16 protein-coding genes and 1 pseudogene are annotated in these 18,132 nt (G+C 52.3%); 15 read left to right on the top strand and 2 right to left on the bottom strand.

Annotated features, from left to right (window positions below):
- Window positions 1–3 precede the first annotated feature (3 nt).
- The 3 genes from ACHHV8_RS07645 (at window position 4) to ACHHV8_RS07655 (ending at window position 4,227) form a co-directional block, all read left to right on the top strand.
- A complete protein-coding gene (locus ACHHV8_RS07645; RefSeq protein ID WP_395157744.1) occupies window positions 4–822 on the top strand; it encodes an extracellular solute-binding protein in 819 nt (272 codons plus the stop codon).
- A gap of 10 nt (window positions 823–832) precedes the next feature.
- The gene (locus ACHHV8_RS07650; RefSeq protein ID WP_395157745.1) at window positions 833–1,510 is read left to right on the top strand and encodes a type 2 periplasmic-binding domain-containing protein; all 678 of its coding nucleotides are present in this window, start codon (window positions 833–835) and stop codon (window positions 1,508–1,510) included.
- A 407-nt stretch (window positions 1,511–1,917) separates the two neighbouring features.
- Entirely contained in the window at window positions 1,918–4,227 is a 2,310-nt protein-coding gene (locus ACHHV8_RS07655; RefSeq protein WP_395157746.1) for a helix-turn-helix domain-containing protein, read from the top strand.
- 173 nt (window positions 4,228–4,400) lie between these two features.
- On the opposite strand, the gene ACHHV8_RS07660 is transcribed toward ACHHV8_RS07655, so the two are convergent.
- Both ACHHV8_RS07660 and ACHHV8_RS07665 read right to left on the bottom strand, forming a co-directional pair.
- Window positions 4,401–5,180: an SDR family oxidoreductase gene (locus ACHHV8_RS07660; RefSeq protein WP_395157747.1), complete on the bottom strand. Its 780-nt coding sequence runs from the start codon at window positions 5,178–5,180 to the stop codon at window positions 4,401–4,403.
- Window positions 5,181–5,639: 459 nt separating this feature from the next.
- On the bottom strand, window positions 5,640–6,659 hold the full coding sequence (locus ACHHV8_RS07665) for a dienelactone hydrolase family protein (RefSeq protein WP_395157748.1): 1,020 nt from the start codon (window positions 6,657–6,659) through the stop codon (window positions 5,640–5,642).
- 391 nt (window positions 6,660–7,050) lie between these two features.
- On the opposite strand from ACHHV8_RS07665, the gene ACHHV8_RS07670 reads away from it, so the two are divergent.
- The 12 genes and pseudogenes from ACHHV8_RS07670 (at window position 7,051) to ACHHV8_RS07725 (ending at window position 18,125) form a co-directional block, all read left to right on the top strand.
- The gene (locus ACHHV8_RS07670) at window positions 7,051–7,599 is read left to right on the top strand and encodes a response regulator (RefSeq protein WP_395163450.1); all 549 of its coding nucleotides are present in this window, start codon (window positions 7,051–7,053) and stop codon (window positions 7,597–7,599) included.
- A gap of 172 nt (window positions 7,600–7,771) precedes the next feature.
- Window positions 7,772–8,056, top strand: coding sequence for a helix-turn-helix transcriptional regulator (locus ACHHV8_RS07675; RefSeq protein ID WP_395163451.1), 285 nt, complete (start codon window positions 7,772–7,774; stop codon window positions 8,054–8,056).
- The gene (locus tag ACHHV8_RS07680) at window positions 8,053–9,852 is read left to right on the top strand and encodes a sensor histidine kinase (protein WP_395157749.1); all 1,800 of its coding nucleotides are present in this window, start codon (window positions 8,053–8,055) and stop codon (window positions 9,850–9,852) included. The genes ACHHV8_RS07675 and ACHHV8_RS07680 overlap by 4 nt, the downstream gene beginning before the upstream one ends.
- Window positions 9,853–10,137: 285 nt before the next feature.
- The gene (locus tag ACHHV8_RS07685; RefSeq protein WP_395157750.1) at window positions 10,138–11,676 is read left to right on the top strand and encodes an extracellular solute-binding protein; all 1,539 of its coding nucleotides are present in this window, start codon (window positions 10,138–10,140) and stop codon (window positions 11,674–11,676) included.
- A gap of 336 nt (window positions 11,677–12,012) precedes the next feature.
- Window positions 12,013–12,972, top strand: coding sequence for an ABC transporter permease (locus ACHHV8_RS07690; protein ID WP_395157751.1), 960 nt, complete (start codon window positions 12,013–12,015; stop codon window positions 12,970–12,972).
- A gap of 1 nt (window position 12,973) precedes the next feature.
- Entirely contained in the window at window positions 12,974–13,843 is an 870-nt protein-coding gene (locus ACHHV8_RS07695; RefSeq protein ID WP_395157752.1) for a carbohydrate ABC transporter permease, read from the top strand.
- Window positions 13,844–13,912: 69 nt separating this feature from the next.
- Window positions 13,913–14,369: pseudogene (locus ACHHV8_RS07700) on the top strand (VOC family protein).
- A 31-nt stretch (window positions 14,370–14,400) separates the two neighbouring features.
- The gene (locus ACHHV8_RS07705; RefSeq protein WP_395157753.1) at window positions 14,401–14,910 is read left to right on the top strand and encodes a VOC family protein; all 510 of its coding nucleotides are present in this window, start codon (window positions 14,401–14,403) and stop codon (window positions 14,908–14,910) included.
- A complete protein-coding gene (locus ACHHV8_RS07710) occupies window positions 14,907–15,605 on the top strand; it encodes an SDR family oxidoreductase (RefSeq protein ID WP_395157754.1) in 699 nt (232 codons plus the stop codon). Before ACHHV8_RS07705 ends, ACHHV8_RS07710 begins: the two co-directional genes overlap by 4 nt.
- A 151-nt stretch (window positions 15,606–15,756) precedes the next feature.
- On the top strand, window positions 15,757–16,404 hold the full coding sequence (locus ACHHV8_RS07715) for a ThuA domain-containing protein (protein WP_395157755.1): 648 nt from the start codon (window positions 15,757–15,759) through the stop codon (window positions 16,402–16,404).
- Window positions 16,405–16,432: 28 nt separating this feature from the next.
- The gene (locus ACHHV8_RS07720; protein WP_395157756.1) at window positions 16,433–17,158 is read left to right on the top strand and encodes an SDR family oxidoreductase; all 726 of its coding nucleotides are present in this window, start codon (window positions 16,433–16,435) and stop codon (window positions 17,156–17,158) included.
- A gap of 85 nt (window positions 17,159–17,243) precedes the next feature.
- Complete coding sequence (locus tag ACHHV8_RS07725; protein ID WP_395157757.1) at window positions 17,244–18,125, top strand: TolB family protein; 882 nt, start codon at window positions 17,244–17,246, stop codon at window positions 18,123–18,125.
- The last annotated feature ends 7 nt before the right edge of the window (window positions 18,126–18,132 follow it).

The raw sequence follows: 18,132 nt of genomic DNA on the forward strand, positions 1-18,132 counted from the left end.
ATTATGCAAACAAAACGTTTACTTAAGGCCGGTGTGGCGGCTGCAGGAGCTTTGTCGCTCGTTCTGACTTCCGCTTGCGGCAGCGGGAATGAGGGGAAACAGGACGGAGCTGCGGCTTCGACAGGCCCCGTCGAGATTACGATGATGAATCAGTATTTGACGGCCGAGCCGCCAAAAATGGACAGCGAGCCGATGAAGCTGCTGCAGCAGTACACCAACACCAATTTGAAGGTGACATGGGTGCCGAGCGCAAGCTATAGCGAGAAGGTGACGGCCTCCATCGCCGTGGCGAGCGATCTGCCTCAGCTGCTGCTGGTGAAGGACGACCGCAATCCGGCGATCATCGACGCCGCCCGCGCAGGCTTGTTCTGGGAGCTCGGACCGTATTTGAAGGACTATCCGAACCTGAAATCGCTCGATGCCACACGCTTGAACAACATGTCGATCGACGGTAAGGTATACGGTATTTTCCGGTGGAGAGCGATGGCCCGCAACGGCATTATTATCCGTAAGGACTGGCTGGATAACCTCGGACTGTCCGAGCCGAAAACGCTCGACGAGCTGCTCAATGTATTCAAGGCGTTCACGTACAACGATCCGGACAAGAACGGCAAGAACGACACGTTCGGCATTTCGTTCGATTCTAACAGCGCGCAAATTTTCCACTTCCTGTCGGTAATGGGAGCTCCGAATACTTGGGAATACAAGGACGGCAAAATGACGCCGGACTTTATGACCAAGCCTTATATCGACACGATGAAGATGCTTCAGCAAATGTTCAAGGATAAAGTGTTCAACAGCGACTTCCCGGTCGTGAAGTGACCGTACGGTATTGGTCAATCAAGGCAAAGCCGGCGTTTATATCGGCGCGCTGGACGATTTGAACGCAAGGTTCACCGATCTGTACAAAGCGAATCCGAATGCCAAGCTGGACACGGTAGCAAGCATCAGCGGCCCGGCCGGCGTCAAGGTACAGGGCGGCAGCGGCTACAACAGCGTATTTATGATTCCTAAGACCAGCGTCAAAACCGAAGCCGAGCTGAAGCAGGTACTGTCGTTTATCGACAAGCTGGGAGACGAGAAAGTGCAAAACCTGATCAACTGGGGGATCGAGGGCAAGCATTACAAGCTGGAAGACGGCAAAGCGGTCCGGATCGATGAGAAGGTGTATACGGACGAGGTGTATAATACGCTGTTCCAGATGATGACGTTCGACGGCAGCAAGGCGCTGCCAGGCAAGCTCGATCCGAGCGTTGAGAAGTATACGAAGCTGATCCAGGATAACGAGAAGTTTGCGGTACCGAATCCGGCGCTGCCACTGCTGTCCAAAACATATATGGAAAAAGGCAAGCAGCTGGATCAGGTCATCACGGATGCGAGAACCAAATTCATCATGGGCGAGCTGGATGAGAACGGCTTTAGCCAGGCTGTGGCCAACTGGCAGAAGCTTGGCGGCGACCAAGTAATGACTGAGTACAAGACCGAGTATGAGAAGAATCAGAAGAAATAGTGCGCAAGCCATACACCAAAGCTGAAGCACATGGAATTGTAAAAAAATACAGCACACCGTCCGTCCGGTTTTCGCTCTAGACCGCTGAAAACGAAGCGGTAAGTGCGGAACCGTCTGCAAAAGCGCAGCACATTCGCTGTTGTCTCCGGATCTTGATTTTCACCGCTACAAGCGCGGGAGGAATTCAAGATATTCGGGGACAACAGCTGCGCGTTTGCTGAGCGAACGGCTTGGGAAGCCTGAGCCGGGAAGGAGGATCCGCACCTGCAGCGATGGCTTTTCAGTGATCTTGCCGGTACCGGGTGGTGTTTGTCCATGATTGTATCGCTGAAGATTATTTGAATTTATGAGTCTTAATGCGATAATGGAGGGCAAAGCAACGATTCTTCGAGAAGGACTGAGCGCATGTGATAAAGCCAAAGCTGTCGCGGTACCAGGTCAAGCTGTTTACGTTATGCCTGCTGCTCGGCGCCATTCCCGTTATGGTGCTGGGCATTTTTTCGTATATAAAATCGTCGAGTCTTATTGAGAGCAAAGTGTTGAAGGGCAACGACCAGCTGCTGCTGCAAACGCAGACCCAGCTGGAAAATACATTGAAAATTATCGATTTTTCCATTTTTCAGCTGGGTAATTCCCAGGCCGTGACCGATGTGCTGCAAACGCCGATTGATGCCAAAAATTATCCGCTCGTCGACAAGCTGCTCGAATCGATGCAGCGTATTCAGATCTACGAGCTAGGTATTCGCGATATCGAGCTGCTCCATATGGAGCAGAAGTGGATTATAAACAACAAGGGCTACGCCAGGCTGGAGGAGCCGCTTGATCCGAGCTACCCGGCGCTGTTCGCCGAGCTGGATAAGCCGATCAAATGGATTACCCTGTCAGCGAAGGATAAGAGCGGCGGCAGTACGGAGCGGCCGTCGATTTATTTGGTCAAGCGATTTCCTAATTATACTTCTCCCCCCACCGCTTTTCTGGTCACGCAAATGTCGTCGCAGCAGCTGTTCAAAATGATTCCGAAAAGCAGCGAGCTGGGCTCTCTGATCGTGCTTGACGAGAGAGGGGAGATCATGGAATCGAATATGACGCCTGATGTAGAGCAGACGCTGCTCAGCCTGCCGATGCTCCGGGATGTCCAGCAGTCGAACGAGCCGAACGGCTATCTGACCGGCCGGATGGGACAGGAGGAATTCGGCTTCACCTACCGCAAATCGTCCTACAATGGGTGGACGTACCTGTCCATGGTGTCGTTGGACGATATTAAGCGGGAATCCAAATCGATAGGCTGGGTCACCTTATGGGCCTGTGCCATCATCATTCTCCTCGTTATTATGCTGTCGCTGCAAGGAACCAACAAGCTGTATACTCCGCTGCGTTCCTTATATCAGAAAACGGCCGATCCGGAGGAGGATTCGACTGCCGAGGAGCCGCAGGATGAGTTTCAGGTCATCGAACGCCGGATCGATAAAATGTCGCAAAGCTATCTGCATGTAAGCAGTCATGTTCAGAGGCTGCGGCAGGAATTGCGGCCGTTCGTCATCCTGAAGCTGGTGCAGGGGGAGCTGCCGGTCAAAGAGATCCAGGAGCAGCTGCGGCAGTTCGGCGATCCGGCCGAGCCCGATTGGCTGGCCGTTGCTGCCATCCGGATCGATTCCTTAGAGGGTACCCGTTTCGGAGAAAAGGATCGTGACCTGCTGCTGTATGCGATCAGCAATATCGTCGAGGATACGATACCGGCAGAGCGCCGGCTGTATCCTATCGTCATGGAGCAGTCGCAGATTACGGTAATTACCGGGGAGGGCGAGTCGATTGAGGAGTTTAAGCAGTTCCTGTCCTGTATTATCAAGCAGGTGCAGGAGAATGTGCTGAAATTTCTGGGCATTCCGGTCAGCGCGGGAATCAGCCGGCCTTATACTTCGTACGAGCTGACACCGAAGGCGTATGCGGAAGGGCTGGATGCGTTGAAATATCGAATTACGAAAGAGACGGAGACGATTCTCTTTATTGAGAATGAAGAGCCGGAGACGCAGATGGTATTTTTCCCCGAGCATTTGGAGAAGCAGCTGGTGGAGGCTGTGAAATTTGCGGATGACAAGCGGGCGCACGTGCTGCTGAGCGAGTTTCTGCAAATCCTGTCCAACCGCGAGCTGAGCCATAACCAGATGCAGAACTGGCTGATGAAGCTGCTGCTGGATCTGCTCTATCTTCCGGAACAGGCGGATACGGCGATTTCCTCGCTGGATACGAACGCGATCCCGCTGTATGAGCAGCTGAAACGGCTGAATACGGTGCAGGAAATCGAGCAGTGGTTCCACCAGCAGATTATCGGCCCGATTGTCGAAGCGGAAGAAAGCAGTAAGGAAGCGCCGTACCAGAAAATTTCAAACGAAGTGATCCGTATTATCCAAACGGAGTATGATCGCGATTTAACGCTTGAGGAATGCGCCTCCCGCCTAAACTACCATTCAAGCTATCTGAGACGTGCGTTGAAAAAAAGCTTAAACGTTAATTTTACGGATTATTTGCTGTCTTACCGGATGGAGATCGCCAAGAAATGGCTGATGGAAACCGAAATGAAGGTGACCGATATTTCCCAGCGGCTGCAGTATAACAATCCGCAAAATTTTATCCGATATTTTAAAAAAGCGACCGGCATGACCCCCGGGCAGTACAGGGGCATGTGGCTGAACGACGAAAGTGGAGAGCGGCATGGATGACATGCGCTCTCCGCTTTTTTTAGGGGGAGAATGGTCATTTGGTGCCGATCTGGATGAGCGCAAGGATGTATGGGGCTAGAAGTAGCCGTTAATTGTGAAGTCCTGGCGTCAAAACTGGGACGAGTTGCCCGCCGTCTGATGACGGTCTTATTTTATGAAGTGTTATGATTGATTTACTTACCTAAAAATCCGCCTTCAGATTTAATTACTTGCCCCGTAATCCAATAAGAATCCTCACTTGCTAAAAATTTAATAATCTTCGCGGCATCAGCGGGTTCTCCTAGACGCCCAGTCGGAAAAAGAGGTAGTAAATCTCGTTTTAAATCGTCATTTATCCAGCCAGAGTCAGTGGGGCCGGGATTAACTGAATTTACAGTTATACCTATAGGTGCAAGTGCAACTGATAGTGGTTCAGTTATTGCGATTATCATTCCTTTGGTCGCTATATAAGCAAGATTATTGGGGTCAGGCCCACCTGAAACCAGATTTAGTATTCGACCTATTTTTTCTTGTGGGAATGAAAATTCATACCTTCTCGCAAATTCCATAGAAAGCATCAAAGTGCCCCGGTTATTAACCATATAATGTTTATCTAATATTTCACCGTTAAATGTACGAAAATTTGTAGGAGATTCGTAGGTTGCATTATTAACCAAAATGCAAGGGGTACCCAGTGTTTCTTCTACCTTATCCAAAATAAGAACTGGTGAGTTCATATCACTTAAGTCAACTTGCATATGATCGGAACGCACACCGATTTTTCTTATTTTATCGCATAATACATTGGGAAAATCTCTCTCTCCACCATTACCTTCAATCTCGTCAAATGAAGACCAATGTGTAAAAAATATATCTACTCCCTCATGAGCAAGCGCAAGACAAACTGCTGCTCCTATACCAGTGGAACGACTTGCTCCTGTCACAATAGCAACTTTTTTGTTCAATTGTTTCATACTTCATCCTCCAATTTTTGAAGGGGCGCTGATAATGAAGTTGGACTAATTTAATACTATATCTACGTCCCTGTAATGTTAATAAATAGACGTACTTATCCCTAAACAGATTAGAAATAGGTGATCTATTAATTTTACCATTTACAAGATAAGCAGCAATACAGAATTCATAATTGTAATTTGTAAATGACGGATTATAAGATGAAGTGCGGCAGCTAAACACAAAGAAGCCCATGAATGGTTCCATGTAAAATGGAAGTTATCACACAACCATCATTTACAGAAGAACCCATCATGAGCTGCTTAGCACGTCCCCACGCCCGCCCAAGCGCCGTGGCTTCAGCCGCTTGCAAGCTCAGGCCCCGCAGCACGTCCCCGTTCCCGCGGAAGCGCCGGACCTCGGCCGCTGGCCGGCCTGGGTACGCAGCCGCAGCGCCGCCGAAGCGCGGCAGCACAAACTTAGCCTTGGAGCTGGCGCTGCAGCCAGTTATAGGCCTTGCGCCCGGACACCTCATGCTTGCCGGGATGCAGATCGTAGTCCAGCAGGCTGCCGCACTCCAGGACGTCGTAAATCGTCTGCAGCGCCTGAATCGCCTTTTGCGTACCGGCGGCCGGAAATCCCGGGTCGTCCAGCCCAGACTCGATGAACAGCGGACGGGGCGCGATCAAGCCGAACAAATCCGGCATTTCCGCACAGCTCAGCAGCCCCGGAATATAATTGTCCAGGCAGTGCGGCTTGGCCAGTATGCTGTCGCGGTAGGTGTTCGTGTAGCCGCAGATGACAGCCGCCCGAATTCGTTCGTCCACCGCCGCCGTCATAGCCATGACCAGACCGCCGCCGGAGAAGCCCATGCAGCCGATCCGGTCCGGGGCGACCTCGGGCTGCTCTAGTAAATAGTCGACACAGCACATCATTTCATGCACCCGGTACCCGGCCAGCGTTTTGCCGATCATCAGCAAATTGGAGGCGAGCCGGAAGCAGGACGGCTCCTTAGGGGGCTTGCTTTGATCGGCTTGAGTCCGTCTATCGCCTAGCCCCAGCATTTCGGGCACGATGACGGTCCAGCCGCGGCGGGCCCACTCGATCGGGTAATCCTTATAGATCCCCGGCTCACCCGGCCTGACGCTGCCGTCGGGAAGCAGGCCGACGAGTTCTTTGCTGCCGTAGCCGTGGCCGGGACAGGCAATCAGCGCAGGCACAGCCGCCTGCTTCGGCTTCAGCACATAACAGGGCATTGACAGATGAGGCGCGGTTTCCAGCTGGATCCGCTCTCTTATGTAATCGCCGCAATCGACCCTCTCAAGCAGTACGGGATTAAGCTTGACTTGATTCCGTTCCGGCATAGCCAGCTTTTGCAGAAAGGCTTCCTTTAGCGCGGAACGCCATGCCTGCCATTGCATTTTATCTGCGGCTTGAAATGAATACCGCGGCGGTGCACTGAACAATAATTCCTCAAGAAACGCATCGGGATTCCACATTCTGATCCTACTCCCACCTGTATGAAATGGCCGTCCCTAGAGGCTCCAGCCTGTATCATTATTGTAATGGAAACCGAAGCAACCCAAAATAATCCTTAACGACACTCTTTGCAGCGAGGCCAATTAGCCGCTGTTATACGCTTCATTGCCCGGGGAATAATCCGAAGGCACGCTTGCGATAATCCGCAGAGCGACAGCCGCCGCCTAAATTTCTTATTTATTTTTCCGTTAAATGTAAAAATAATGGCTGGCATTTTAAGCGCGAAAGCTTTACGATGTAAGCAAAAGATTGCTCATAAGGTGGTCTTAAGCGGAGCGCCGGGCAGGCTTGCCATTCCAGCCATTCCGGTGCTCAGGTTTTCCAGGAGAAGGAGGACGGCTATTGTTTAAGGTGCTGATTGCGGAAGACGAGCAGTGGATCCGGGATGCTGTGGCGGAAATGATCGAGAAGCTGGGGCCCCAATTTACTGTCATTGGAGAGGTAGGCAATGGAGAGGAAGCATGGAACGTCATTCAGGAGCATTGGCCGAGCATTGTCGTTACCGATATTATGATGCCCCGTAAAAACGGTCTGTGGCTTTGCGAGCAGATTCATCAAATGAACCTCCCTATAATCACTATTATTGTAAGCGGTTACGATAATTTTCAGTACGCTAGACAGGCCATGCGCTTCGGGATTAACGAGTATGTCTTAAAGCCGGTGGATGAGGCGGAGCTTCATGAAGCTTTTCGAAGATCGATGAAACGGCTGGAGGGCATGGCTGAGCTGCATGACGGGGTGCTGCGGATTCAGCAGTTTATCGACCGTCTTCCCGGATTCGAACCGGCAGTCGCTTGCCGCCGAAGTACATACGCTGGTTTCCCATATTTTGAAGCTGAAGGGGGCATCCCCGAGCGCTCGCAAAAGCCAGCTTGCTATTCTGTCGTCCAAATGGAATGAGCTGCTGAAGCTCGCGGCCCCCGACGCTGCCTATCTGCCGCTGACAGAGGATGAAGAGGCCGGCATTCGCAAATATTTCGCGGATTTAACCGAAGCGTGGCTGCTGCTGTATCCGCAGTTTGCCGACGACACCAATCATTCTTCTATTAAAAGAGTCTGCGAATATATTGATGTGCATTATTACGAAAACTTTTCGCTGGCGCGCTTGGCGGAGATGTGCCACCTGAGCGTGTCTTATTTCAGCGCTTTGTTCAAAAGAACGACAGGCCAGACCTGCTTAAACTATATTAATCAGGTCCGTATTCAGAAAGCGAAGGAGCTGCTGCACGAGCCCGATCTGAAAATCTATGAAATTGCCGACATGGTCGGCTATACTTCGCTGCCCTACTTCAACCGGATCTTTAAGCAGCTGGTCACGATCACGCCGGTCGAGTACAGAAAGAGAATCGGATTATGAAACCGCGGATGATTTTGGGGAAATTATCGATCAAGATGAAGATGGTGCTTGCATTTCTGAGCGTTAGCGTTCTATCGGTGCTAATGGTAGGCGTATTCTCCAATTATTATTACAGCCGGGCCGCCGAGAAGGAATTTTTCAATATATCCAGCGAAGCGACCGCCCGGTTGAATTACCATCTCGATTATTACTTCCGCCAGCTGCAGCAGTCTACCCACTCGCTGATCCAGAACGATACGATTCAGGACTGGCTGACGAATCCTGAGTACACGAATGCCGATATTCAGAATGTAGAGCGGGAGCTCAGAAGTTATTTGGCGCTGAATTATACCGAAATTCAGGGCATGTTTCTCGTCTCCAAATCGAAGCCTGCCGTATCCATGGCGCAGTATCTCGGCAAATTAAGCCATTTGTCGGAGGAGCCTTGGTTTCAGCTGCCGATCTCTCCGGATATTCGAATTCTTCCGACGCATACAGCCAAGTATGAGGTGGTGAACGGCAATACGGTCATTTCGGTGCTGCTGCCTATTTATGATAAGAAGACGCTGGATTTGGTCGGTACGCTTGTGGTGGATATTTCCTTGGCCGAAATTAACGCTTCCTTTAAAAGCTCTCAATTGGGAAGCTCCGCATCCTTCTTTATTTTATCGGGCGATGACCGCATCGTGTACCATCCCCATGAGGAATGGAACGGACTGACGAAATCGCAGACTTCGCTTGCCGCTTTGCGGATTCCGGAGAACCAGGAGGTCTCCGTGCAAAGCTTTCAGGGAGAGGACTATCTGCTTGCAAGCTCCCTGTCCCCTCAAACGGGCTGGCGCATCGTCTCGCTGGCCAAGTTTAACGAGATGGCTGTGGGGCTCAGCTCGGCAAGAATTTCGATGCTGCTGGTGCTCGGCATGATTACGCTGCTCGTGATTCTGGTCGTGCCGATCTTGTCCGACAGGCTGGTGAAGCCGATCCTGAATCTGAGAGGCCTGATGAGGCAGGTGGCCAAAGGCAATTTGAGCGTCCAGTCCGACTTGGTGCCGGGGCAGGACGAGCTGCAGCAGCTGTTCCACAGCTTCAATCATATGGTGAAGCGGCTGGACGATCTGGTGGCCACGAATACGAATCTGCAGTTTAAGGAAATGCAGGCCGAGCTGCGGCAGAAGGAAGCGTTAATCAAGGCGCTGCAGAATCAGATTAATCCGCATCTGCTGTATAATACGCTGGGCATCATTACCAGTATCGCCTATCTGGAGAAAGTGCCTGTCATCGAAAAGATGGCGCGCAATTTGGCGGATGTCTATCGCTATACGGCCCGTTTTTCGGAAATGGAGGTCTATCTCAAAGACGAGCTGGAGCAGCTGCGCAAATATTTGGAAATCATTCACGTCCGCTTTCCCAAGCATTTTCAGAGCCAATATTTCATCCATGAGAAATTTTTGAACTGCCGCGTCGTCAAATTCATTCTTCAACCCATTGTGGAGAATGCTGTCAAATACGCCATTGAGCCTCGCGGCGGGGAAGGGGTAGTCATTATCAGCGCGTATAATGAGGGCTCGAATCTGGTATTGGAGGTAGCCGATAACGGGCCGGGCATCGAGGAGCAGGAGCAGCAGCGGATCAACGATCTGCTGGAAAGCATTTCGGCGAAGAACGACCCGCATGACGGGCAGGACTCGCTCGGCATTCCGAACGTGCATGCCAGACTTATTTTGAAATACGGACGCGATTATGGCGTCAGAATTACTTCTTTTCCGGGAAGGGGCGCTGTCGTCTCCCTGCGCATTCCGATGCGTCCGTCAGCTTAGCAAATCCAATAAGATTGCATCGGAAATCGAAAGATCGGTTCATACGGTCTCGTTCACGCTTTAGTAAGCTGACGCCGGTGAGGAGAACGCGGTCCAGGGAGGGGAGCGGCGAATAGGAATGGGGAACTAAACTTGCCGTGCGCGAGGCGGAATTTCCCAGTCCATCCAGCGGGATCCAGAAGAGTAAGATCAGTTAGGAAATCGAAAGATCGATTAATGTATTCGCTTTCATTATGCCTTATCCTGAATTTGTAAGCTTCATAATTGATTAAGGGGGAAGGCCGAATGGTTAAATGGTTGAACGTTTCCGTCGCACTAGCACTCTCCACCGGCATTATTGCAGGGTGCTCCGGCAGCGGGGCGAACCAAGCTGCAGGAGATAAGCCCGCGGATACCAAGACTGCGGACGCCAATGGGATCGACACAAGCGAGAAAATAACGATTAATATGATGTCGATCGCCTATGAAGGCGGAGCATGGGGAGAGAAGCATCCCGTTATTGATGAACTGAATAAGAAGCTTAATATCGATCTGAAGATTCAATGGGTACCTTCGGATAACTATGTGGAAAAGCTGGGCATTATGGCTGCTTCCAATACGTTTCCGGACGTATTCCGCATTAACAGCACCGAATATTTGAAATGGCGCGACAAGGGCGTTTTTCTCGATATCGCTCCGCTGCTCAGCAAATATCCGCATCTGACCAAGGAAATGGACGCGGAGACGCTGGCTATCGGGAATCCGAAAGGCAAAACCTACGGCTTGCCGAACTGGAGCCCGGAATACCGCGAAACTTTATTCGTACGTAAAGACTGGCTCGAGAAGCTGAAACTGAAGCCGCCGACAACGGTGGATGAATTGTACGAGGTGGCGAAGGCCTTCACGAAGAACGATCCGGACGGCAACGGCAAAGACGATACGATGGGATATTCCTTCGCCATCGCCAATAACCGGAGCTTTACACGCGGGGCGGAGCCGCTGCGCTTCGCCTTCGGCCTCGCTAACGGCTGGAAGGAGTCGAACGGCGGCATCATTCCGTGGCAGGCGCAGACCAAGGAGCTGAAAGACTTCCTGACATTTACCAGCAAAATGTATGCCGACGGGCTGCTCGATAAAGACTTCGCGATTAATAAAGGGCAGGACCCGGATTTTAAATTCGAAGCCAACAAGGTCGGTTTTACGGACGTTCCCGGCACGAACATTTACGATACCGGGCTCCCTAACTTACAGAAGGTAGTTCCGACCGCCGATGTGCTTCAATTGGCGCCTCCGAAAGGGCCGACAGGGCTGCAGGGCAATACAACGTATGCGACTACGAATAAGGTAGTCATTAATGCGAAGATCGACAAGAAGAAGCAGGAGCGGATTCTTGCCCTGATGGATTATATGGTGACGGATGAGGGGCACAACCTCATTACGTACGGAGTCGAAGGAATTCATTACAAGAAGACAGGCGAGAAATACGAGGTGCTCCCTGCGTTTGAAAGCGACCGTCCGATGCTGATTAACTTCTGGTTCTTCCACCGGTTCGATCCATTCAATACGGTCAGACCATGGGAAGATCAGGAGAAGCCGAAGAAGGTAAAAGCTTTGTTCGAGGAAAACAAGAAATATCTTGTGAAGGATAAAGGAGCCGGGCTGTTCTCGGAAACGTTCACCAAGGTGGGAGCCAATATCGACCAGAAGCTGATGGGCGAGATGGTAGCGATCATTATGGGACAGAAGCCCGTCGATGCGATTGAAGCGGCGGTGGAAGCATGGAAGAAGGACGGCGGCAACAAGGTGATCGAGGAAATGAACGAGCAGTATAAGCTTTCCAAATAAGCGGCGGGCGCATCCTTATGCGCCTCAGGCTGTTGAGAAAGTCATGCTAAGTAAACCATGCGTACCAACGCAGGTGGGGTATCCAAGCTTACGAAGCCCGTTTTTCTACGAAAAACGCTTAGTTTACGTCCGCCTTTGAAATCCGTGAAAATACCTTTAAATTTAATCCAATTCACAGGTTTCAACAGCGGCTGGAGGAGGATACCCCACCGGAGTCTCGCACACATTCAGGCTTTCTCGACAAGCTCGGGCGCATCCCAACTGCGCCTTCTCTTAAACAGCCTGCAGCCTGCACAGTCCGCTTGCACATAATGACCAGGGAAGGACAAGGATAAGATGAAAGCGATAACTCTTGCTGGGAAAGAAGGAAGGGCCGATGTGCTGACGGAGCGCCAAAGAAAGCTGCGCGCTTGGAAGAGGGGAATTCCGCTCTATCTGATGATCTTGCCGGGCCTGCTTTATTTTATCATCTTCAAATATATCCCGATGGGAGGGGTCGTCATCGCCTTTCAGCAGTTCGACCCCTTCGACGGATTTTTAAAGAGTGATTGGGTCGGTCTGGATAACTTTCGAAGACTGTTTGCGGAACAAGATTTCCTGCGGCTGCTGGGCAACACCTTGATGCTGAGCTGCATGAATCTGCTGCTGTTTTTTCCTGCGCCGATTGTGCTGGCCCTGCTGCTGAATGAAGCCAGGCATGCGCTGTTCCGTAAATTCGTGCAGACGGTCGTGTACGTCCCCCACTTTCTTTCCTGGGTTATCGTCGTCAGTCTCACGATCCTTTTGTTCTCGGTACAGGAGGGCGGCGTTAACAAGCTGCTGGTCAATTACGGGTTTGCCCCGATCGAACTGCTGACCGACAGCGATTATTTCCGGTTTCTTTACGTCTCGCAAAGTATTTGGAAGGAAGCGGGCTGGAGCGCGGTTATCTTCTTCGCGGCGCTCGCCTCCATCGATCCGACGCTGTATGAAGCGGCGGTGGTCGACGGCGCGAGCCGCTGGAGGCAGATGTGGCACATTACTTTGCCGGGGCTGCGGACGACGATTGTCATTCTGTTTATTCTCCGGGTCGGCTATTTGATGGATTCGAGCTTCGAGCACATTCTTCTGATGCAGAATCCGACGAACCTGCAGCTGTCTGACGTGTTCGATACGTATGTGTACCGGATGGGGATTATTCAAGGGGACTTCAGCTACACGACGACCGTAGGGCTGTTCAAATCCGTCGTCGGCTTAACCTTGATCCTGCTGGTCAACCGTATCGCCAAGAAGCTCGGAGAGGAAGGGGTGTACTAGGATGAAAGCGCATGATTTCCGGGGAAGAGACCCGCTGTACCAGACAATCGTGTACACGCTGCTGGTGCTCATCTTACTCATCATTTTGATTCCTTTTCTGTATGTCGTCTTCGCATCGTTTGCAACCAAGCAGGAAATATTGACGCGCGGTTTCTTCCTTATCCCGAAGGTATGGACCACGAATGCCTATGCGTATTTAATGAAGAATCAGAACTTTATGACCTCGTTCCAGAACTCGGTGATCATTGCCATATTCGGTACGGCGATCAGTATGACCGTGACGACCTTGATGGCGTACGGTTTATCCAAAACCTGGCTCAAGGGGCGCAGAGTGCTCAACTTCATGGTCTTGTTCACGATGCTGTTCAGCGGCGGCATTATTCCGCTGTACCTGCTGGTCAGAGGATTGAACCTGCTCGATTCGTATTGGTCCTTGTTCTTGACAGGGGCGATAGCTCCCTTTAATCTGATTATTATACGCAGCTCGTTCCAAAATTTCCCTTCGGAAATTGAAGAGTCCGCCAGAATCGACGGATGCTCCGAGCTCAGGCTGCTGCTCAAAATTGTGTTACCGCTTTCCATGCCGGTATTGGCGACTTTCACGCTGTTTTATACCGTGGAGTATTGGAATTCGTACTTCAGCTCGATCCTTTACCTGACGTCTGCAGAGAAAATGCCGCTGCAGGTCTTTCTCCGGCAGATGCTGATCCAGCCGAGCGAGAATATGGGAGCGGTCGTCGAGGGCCTGGAATTCAGCCCGGCTGTAAGGATGGCGGCTGTCGTATTCACTGCGATTCCGCTGCTCGTCGTCTACCCGTTCCTGCAAAAATATTTTAACAAAGGCATGCTGCTCGGCTCGGTAAAAGGCTGATTTCTTTCATTATCTATCTATTCAACCTACAATTCAGAGCGTCCGCAGGCGCAGAAGGAGAACAGGAACATGGAACAATTGTTGAATACGAATGTGATCGCACAAATCGGGATTTTGGTGAACGATATCGAGAAAACGTCTCAGGCTTACGCCGATTTCTTCGGCATTCCGAACCCGGGCTGGTTCGATCACGGCGGCCGTTGACGAAGCTCAGACGGAATATAGAGGCGAGCGCTCGGAGGCGAGAGCGAAGCTGGCCTTCTTCAACATGGGATCGCTGCAGCTGGAGCTGATCGAGCCGGATGAGCATCCGAGCACATGGCGCGAATATTTGGATGAGCACGGCGAAGGGCCGCATCATATCGCTTTCCGCATTCAAGGCATGAAAGAGACCGTTATGAAGCTTGAGCGCAATCAGATGCCGCTGGTTCAAAAAGGGGAATATACGGGCGGCCGCTACGCTTATATCGATACCTTCGAGCCTTTGAAGGTCATTGTCGAGCTGCTGGAAAACGACAAGAAATAATTCCCACCTGAGCGAAGGAGGCATGTCTGATATGGAGCATATCGAAAATCGCAATCTGGTCAAGATCGGCATCGTTGTCGAGGACATCGAAGCAGCCGCCAGACACTATGCCGAATTGTTCGGCATGGACATGCCGGTCATCCGGGTTCCTGACTTGACCCGCGAGCCGAAGCATACGGACAGCAGCTATACGTGGTACCGGGGCAAGTTCGTCCCGGGCCGGGTCAAGCTGGCCAATATGCAGCTCGGAGCGGTGACAGTGGAGCTGCTTGAAGCCTGCGACGAGGAGAGCCCTTGGAATGAGTTCAGGCGGCAGCATGCGCAAGGGGTGCATTTTATAACGTTCAATGTCCCCGGCTTTGAACAGCATATCGATTTTATGGAAAGTCAAGGGTATCCGCTCATTCATAAGGGCGAATATGGCAGCGGAAGATACAGCTATTTTGATACGATCGCGAAGCTGGGGGTTACCTTGGGCCTGCAGGAGCTTGGCAAGCCGTTGGACACGCCCGTCATGCCGAAGGAGGAGGAGCACGCTTGAATATCGTTATTACAGGAGCAAACCGCGGCCTTGGCTATCAGCTGACGGCGGAAGCCGCACAGAGAGGCCACACCGTTATAGCCGGCATCCGCTCGGGCCAAGCCGAAGGAAAGCTGCAGGAGCTGATGGGCAGGTACCCCGGTCAGATCGTGCCTGTGGAGCTGGACGTAGCGCGGGAGGAGACGGCGGAACGGCTGGCGGAGAAGCTGCGCGGCAGCGGGCAAACGGTAGACGTTGTTATTAATAACGCGGCCGTTCTGCTCGGCAGGGGCGTGAAGCTCGAGGAGCAGCCGATGGAGGATGTCTCCGTAAGCTTCGACATTAACCTGTTCGGGCCGATGCGGGTGATGAAGCATCTGCTGCCTTTGATCGCGGAGGGAGGGAACTCGGCGGTCATCAATATTTCCTCGGAAGCGGGAAGCCTGTCCAATGCTTATGGCGGGGATTACGCCTACGCGCTGTCGAAGGCGGCTATCAACATGTTCTCCAAGCAGCTGAGAAAATATTTGCTGCCACGCGGCATCCGCGTGTATGCCCTGCATCCGGGCTGGATTAAGACGGACATGGGCGGAGAGAAAGCGCCAGGCGATCCGGTGGAAAGCGCGCGCGGAATTATCGATATTGTTGAGAACAAAAAAGAGATCGCGCCGGAGCACTTTTTTATTAACTACAAGGGAGAACCGATGCCGATTTAAAAAAAAAGTCCGGCGGGCATGCGGCGGAGCGGGTCAAATGGCGGTGAAAGAGCATTCCGCTCCCGTCTCCGGGCTTTGCCGCTGAAGCGGAGATGTTCTGGACTTCCTGCCATATGCCATGGACCTAAAGATAAAGAGGAGCGTGACCAGGATGAAAACGATTTATGCGATTGTAGGCGACGATTACCATGCCGAAGCCTCGATTCGGGAGTCTTTGAATGAAGCTGTGGGGCCGCTCGCAGCGTACGGTACCTGCCGCTTGGAGTACACCTCGGCGGAAAAACTGCTGGAGCTTTTGCCAACGAAGCCCGCTGCGGTCATTCTGTTTAAGGAAGACCGGGTAAATCCGCGGGAGGCGGTGGTCCGCACCTGGTTAACCGATGAAGTATCGGAGGCCATTTCCCGGTATGTGGAAGAAGGCGGAAGCTTTCTTGCCTGGCATTCGGGCCTGGCTTCTTATCCCGTGGATTCGGCCTTGATCCGGATGCTGAGAGGCTATTTCGAGCATCATCCTTCGAAGCATCAAATCGTTCATTATACGGGGCATCATCCGGCTGAGCCTGCGGCGCAGACGGCATTTGATATTTTGGATGAGCATTATTTCGTTCACTGCGACGAGGCGGACACAAGCGTGTTCCTGAGATCGGAATCGGTAGACGGCTCCTCAATTGGCGGCTGGTCGCATGAGTTCGGTCAAGGAAGGGTGTGCTGCCTGACGCCGGCGCATAACAAAGAAGGCCTGCTTCATCCCGATATGATCGGACTTCTTCGCAGCTCTGTGCAGTACTGCTTGGGTTAAATCGGATACAGAGGGAGAGGTCGGCCTGATGATTCGCGGAAAAACGGCTTTAATAACAGGCGGAAGCCAGGGGATTGGCTTGGCTGTCATGCACAGCCTGCTGGAAGAAGGGGCGCTCGTCGGAATTATGTCGCGGAATGCGCAGCATTTGCAGGCGGCGATCGAGTCGGTGAACACGCTGTACAAGCACAACGTAACGGGAATACAAGCCGACGTGCGGGAGGAAAGCGAAGTCCGGCAGGCTGTGCAGCAGATGGTATCGCAGTACGGGACGATCGATTACTTGATTAATTCTGCCGGCGTCAGCATGCGGGAGAAGCAGGCTCTTCAGGATACGGATGTGAACGAGTGGAAGAACATGATCGATATCAATTTGACGGGAACGTATCTGATGTGCCGCGAAGTCTTTCCTTATATGACGGAGAAGCAATCCGGGTACATCATTAATATCCTGTCCACGGCCGCTTTTCGGAGCGGCAAGGAGAACAGCCTGTACAGCGCTTCGAAATACGGAGCCCGCGCTTTGACCGAATCGATCATGGAAGAAAACCGGCGCTCCGGCGTCCGGATCACCTCGGTAAGCCCGGGAGCGGTCGATACGACGATATGGGATCATAAGAAGCATCCCATTTCGGCCGAAGACAGGGAGACGATGCTGCAGGCGGGCGATATTGCCGGCATTATCGTCTATTTACTGAACCTGCCGCTGCGGGTATACATCGACAATATTACGGTCACTCCGTGGCTTCGCTGACTTATGGAAGCGGAACGGCATAGGCTGCGAGACTCCAATCAATCCTGCGGATAGATAACGAATGAACGTTCGAGAGGAGAAACCGATGAATACGTTAAAGGAACCCCGTAAAATGACGGGACGCAATGTCGTCAGCACGCTGGAAACCGTGGACGTGCAGACCGGCGAACGCATCGCGCTCGCTGCGTTCGATTACTTGATCGAAGCGCCGAACTGGACGAACGACGGGAAGCGGCTCATTTACAACAGTCTCGGCCGCATATATTCGTTCGACATCGCTTCGGGAGAAAGCACGCTTATCGATTCCGGCTATGCGGTGCAGTGCAATAACGACCATGTGCTGTCTCCAGACAACACCCGCATCGCAGTCAGCCATCAAACCCGCGAGGACGGCCAGTCCCGCATTTACATACTCCCGCTCCAGGGCGGCGAGCCTGTCCTGATTACGCCGATGGCGCCGAGCTATCTCCACGGCTGGTCGCCGGACGGCAGCACGCTGTCCTACTGCGCCGAGCGCAACGGCCAGTACGACATTTACACGATCCCGGTAACCGGCGGAGTGGAGACGCAGCTGACCGATACGGCCGGCCTGGACGACGGCCCCGAGTATTCACCGGACGGCAGGCATATCTGGTTCAACTCGGTGCGTACCGGGCTGATGCAGGTATGGCGCATGAATGCGGATGGCAGTGAGCCGACGCAAATGACGTTTGACGAAAGCAATAACTGGTTCCCCCATGTTTCCCCGGATGGGGAGAGCATTGCTTTTATCGCTTACCGCAAGGACGACGTCGCGCCGGGCGAGCACCCGCCGAACAAGCATGTGGAGCTTCGGCTGATGCCTGCGTTGGGCGGCGAGTTCCGCACGCTGGTTCGCCTATTCGGAGGACAGGGTACGATCAATGTCAATTCCTGGTCTCCTGACAGCAAGCAGCTGGCCTTCGTCAGCTATAAGCTCAAGGAATAGCAAGGAG

The organism is Paenibacillus sp. TAB_01, from assembly GCF_043945595.1.
GTDB lineage: Bacteria > Bacillota > Bacilli > Paenibacillales > NBRC-103111 > Paenibacillus_S.

Excerpts from the sequence above, each read along its gene's own strand:
- ACHHV8_RS07645 (WP_395157744.1), top strand. The coding sequence starts at position 4 with ATGCAAACAAAACGTTTACTTAAGGCCGGTGTGGCGGCTGCAGGAGCT.
- ACHHV8_RS07660 (WP_395157747.1), bottom strand. The coding sequence starts at position 5,180 with ATGAAACAATTGAACAAAAAAGTTGCTATTGTGACAGGAGCAAGTCGT.
- ACHHV8_RS07665 (WP_395157748.1), bottom strand. The coding sequence starts at position 6,659 with ATGTGGAATCCCGATGCGTTTCTTGAGGAATTATTGTTCAGTGCACCG.
- ACHHV8_RS07680 (WP_395157749.1), top strand. The coding sequence starts at position 8,053 with ATGAAACCGCGGATGATTTTGGGGAAATTATCGATCAAGATGAAGATG.
- ACHHV8_RS07685 (WP_395157750.1), top strand. The coding sequence starts at position 10,138 with ATGGTTAAATGGTTGAACGTTTCCGTCGCACTAGCACTCTCCACCGGC.
- ACHHV8_RS07690 (WP_395157751.1), top strand. The coding sequence starts at position 12,013 with ATGAAAGCGATAACTCTTGCTGGGAAAGAAGGAAGGGCCGATGTGCTG.
- ACHHV8_RS07695 (WP_395157752.1), top strand. The coding sequence starts at position 12,974 with ATGAAAGCGCATGATTTCCGGGGAAGAGACCCGCTGTACCAGACAATC.
- ACHHV8_RS07705 (WP_395157753.1), top strand. The coding sequence starts at position 14,401 with ATGGAGCATATCGAAAATCGCAATCTGGTCAAGATCGGCATCGTTGTC.
- ACHHV8_RS07715 (WP_395157755.1), top strand. The coding sequence starts at position 15,757 with ATGAAAACGATTTATGCGATTGTAGGCGACGATTACCATGCCGAAGCC.
- ACHHV8_RS07720 (WP_395157756.1), top strand. The coding sequence starts at position 16,433 with ATGATTCGCGGAAAAACGGCTTTAATAACAGGCGGAAGCCAGGGGATT.
- ACHHV8_RS07725 (WP_395157757.1), top strand. The coding sequence starts at position 17,244 with ATGAATACGTTAAAGGAACCCCGTAAAATGACGGGACGCAATGTCGTC.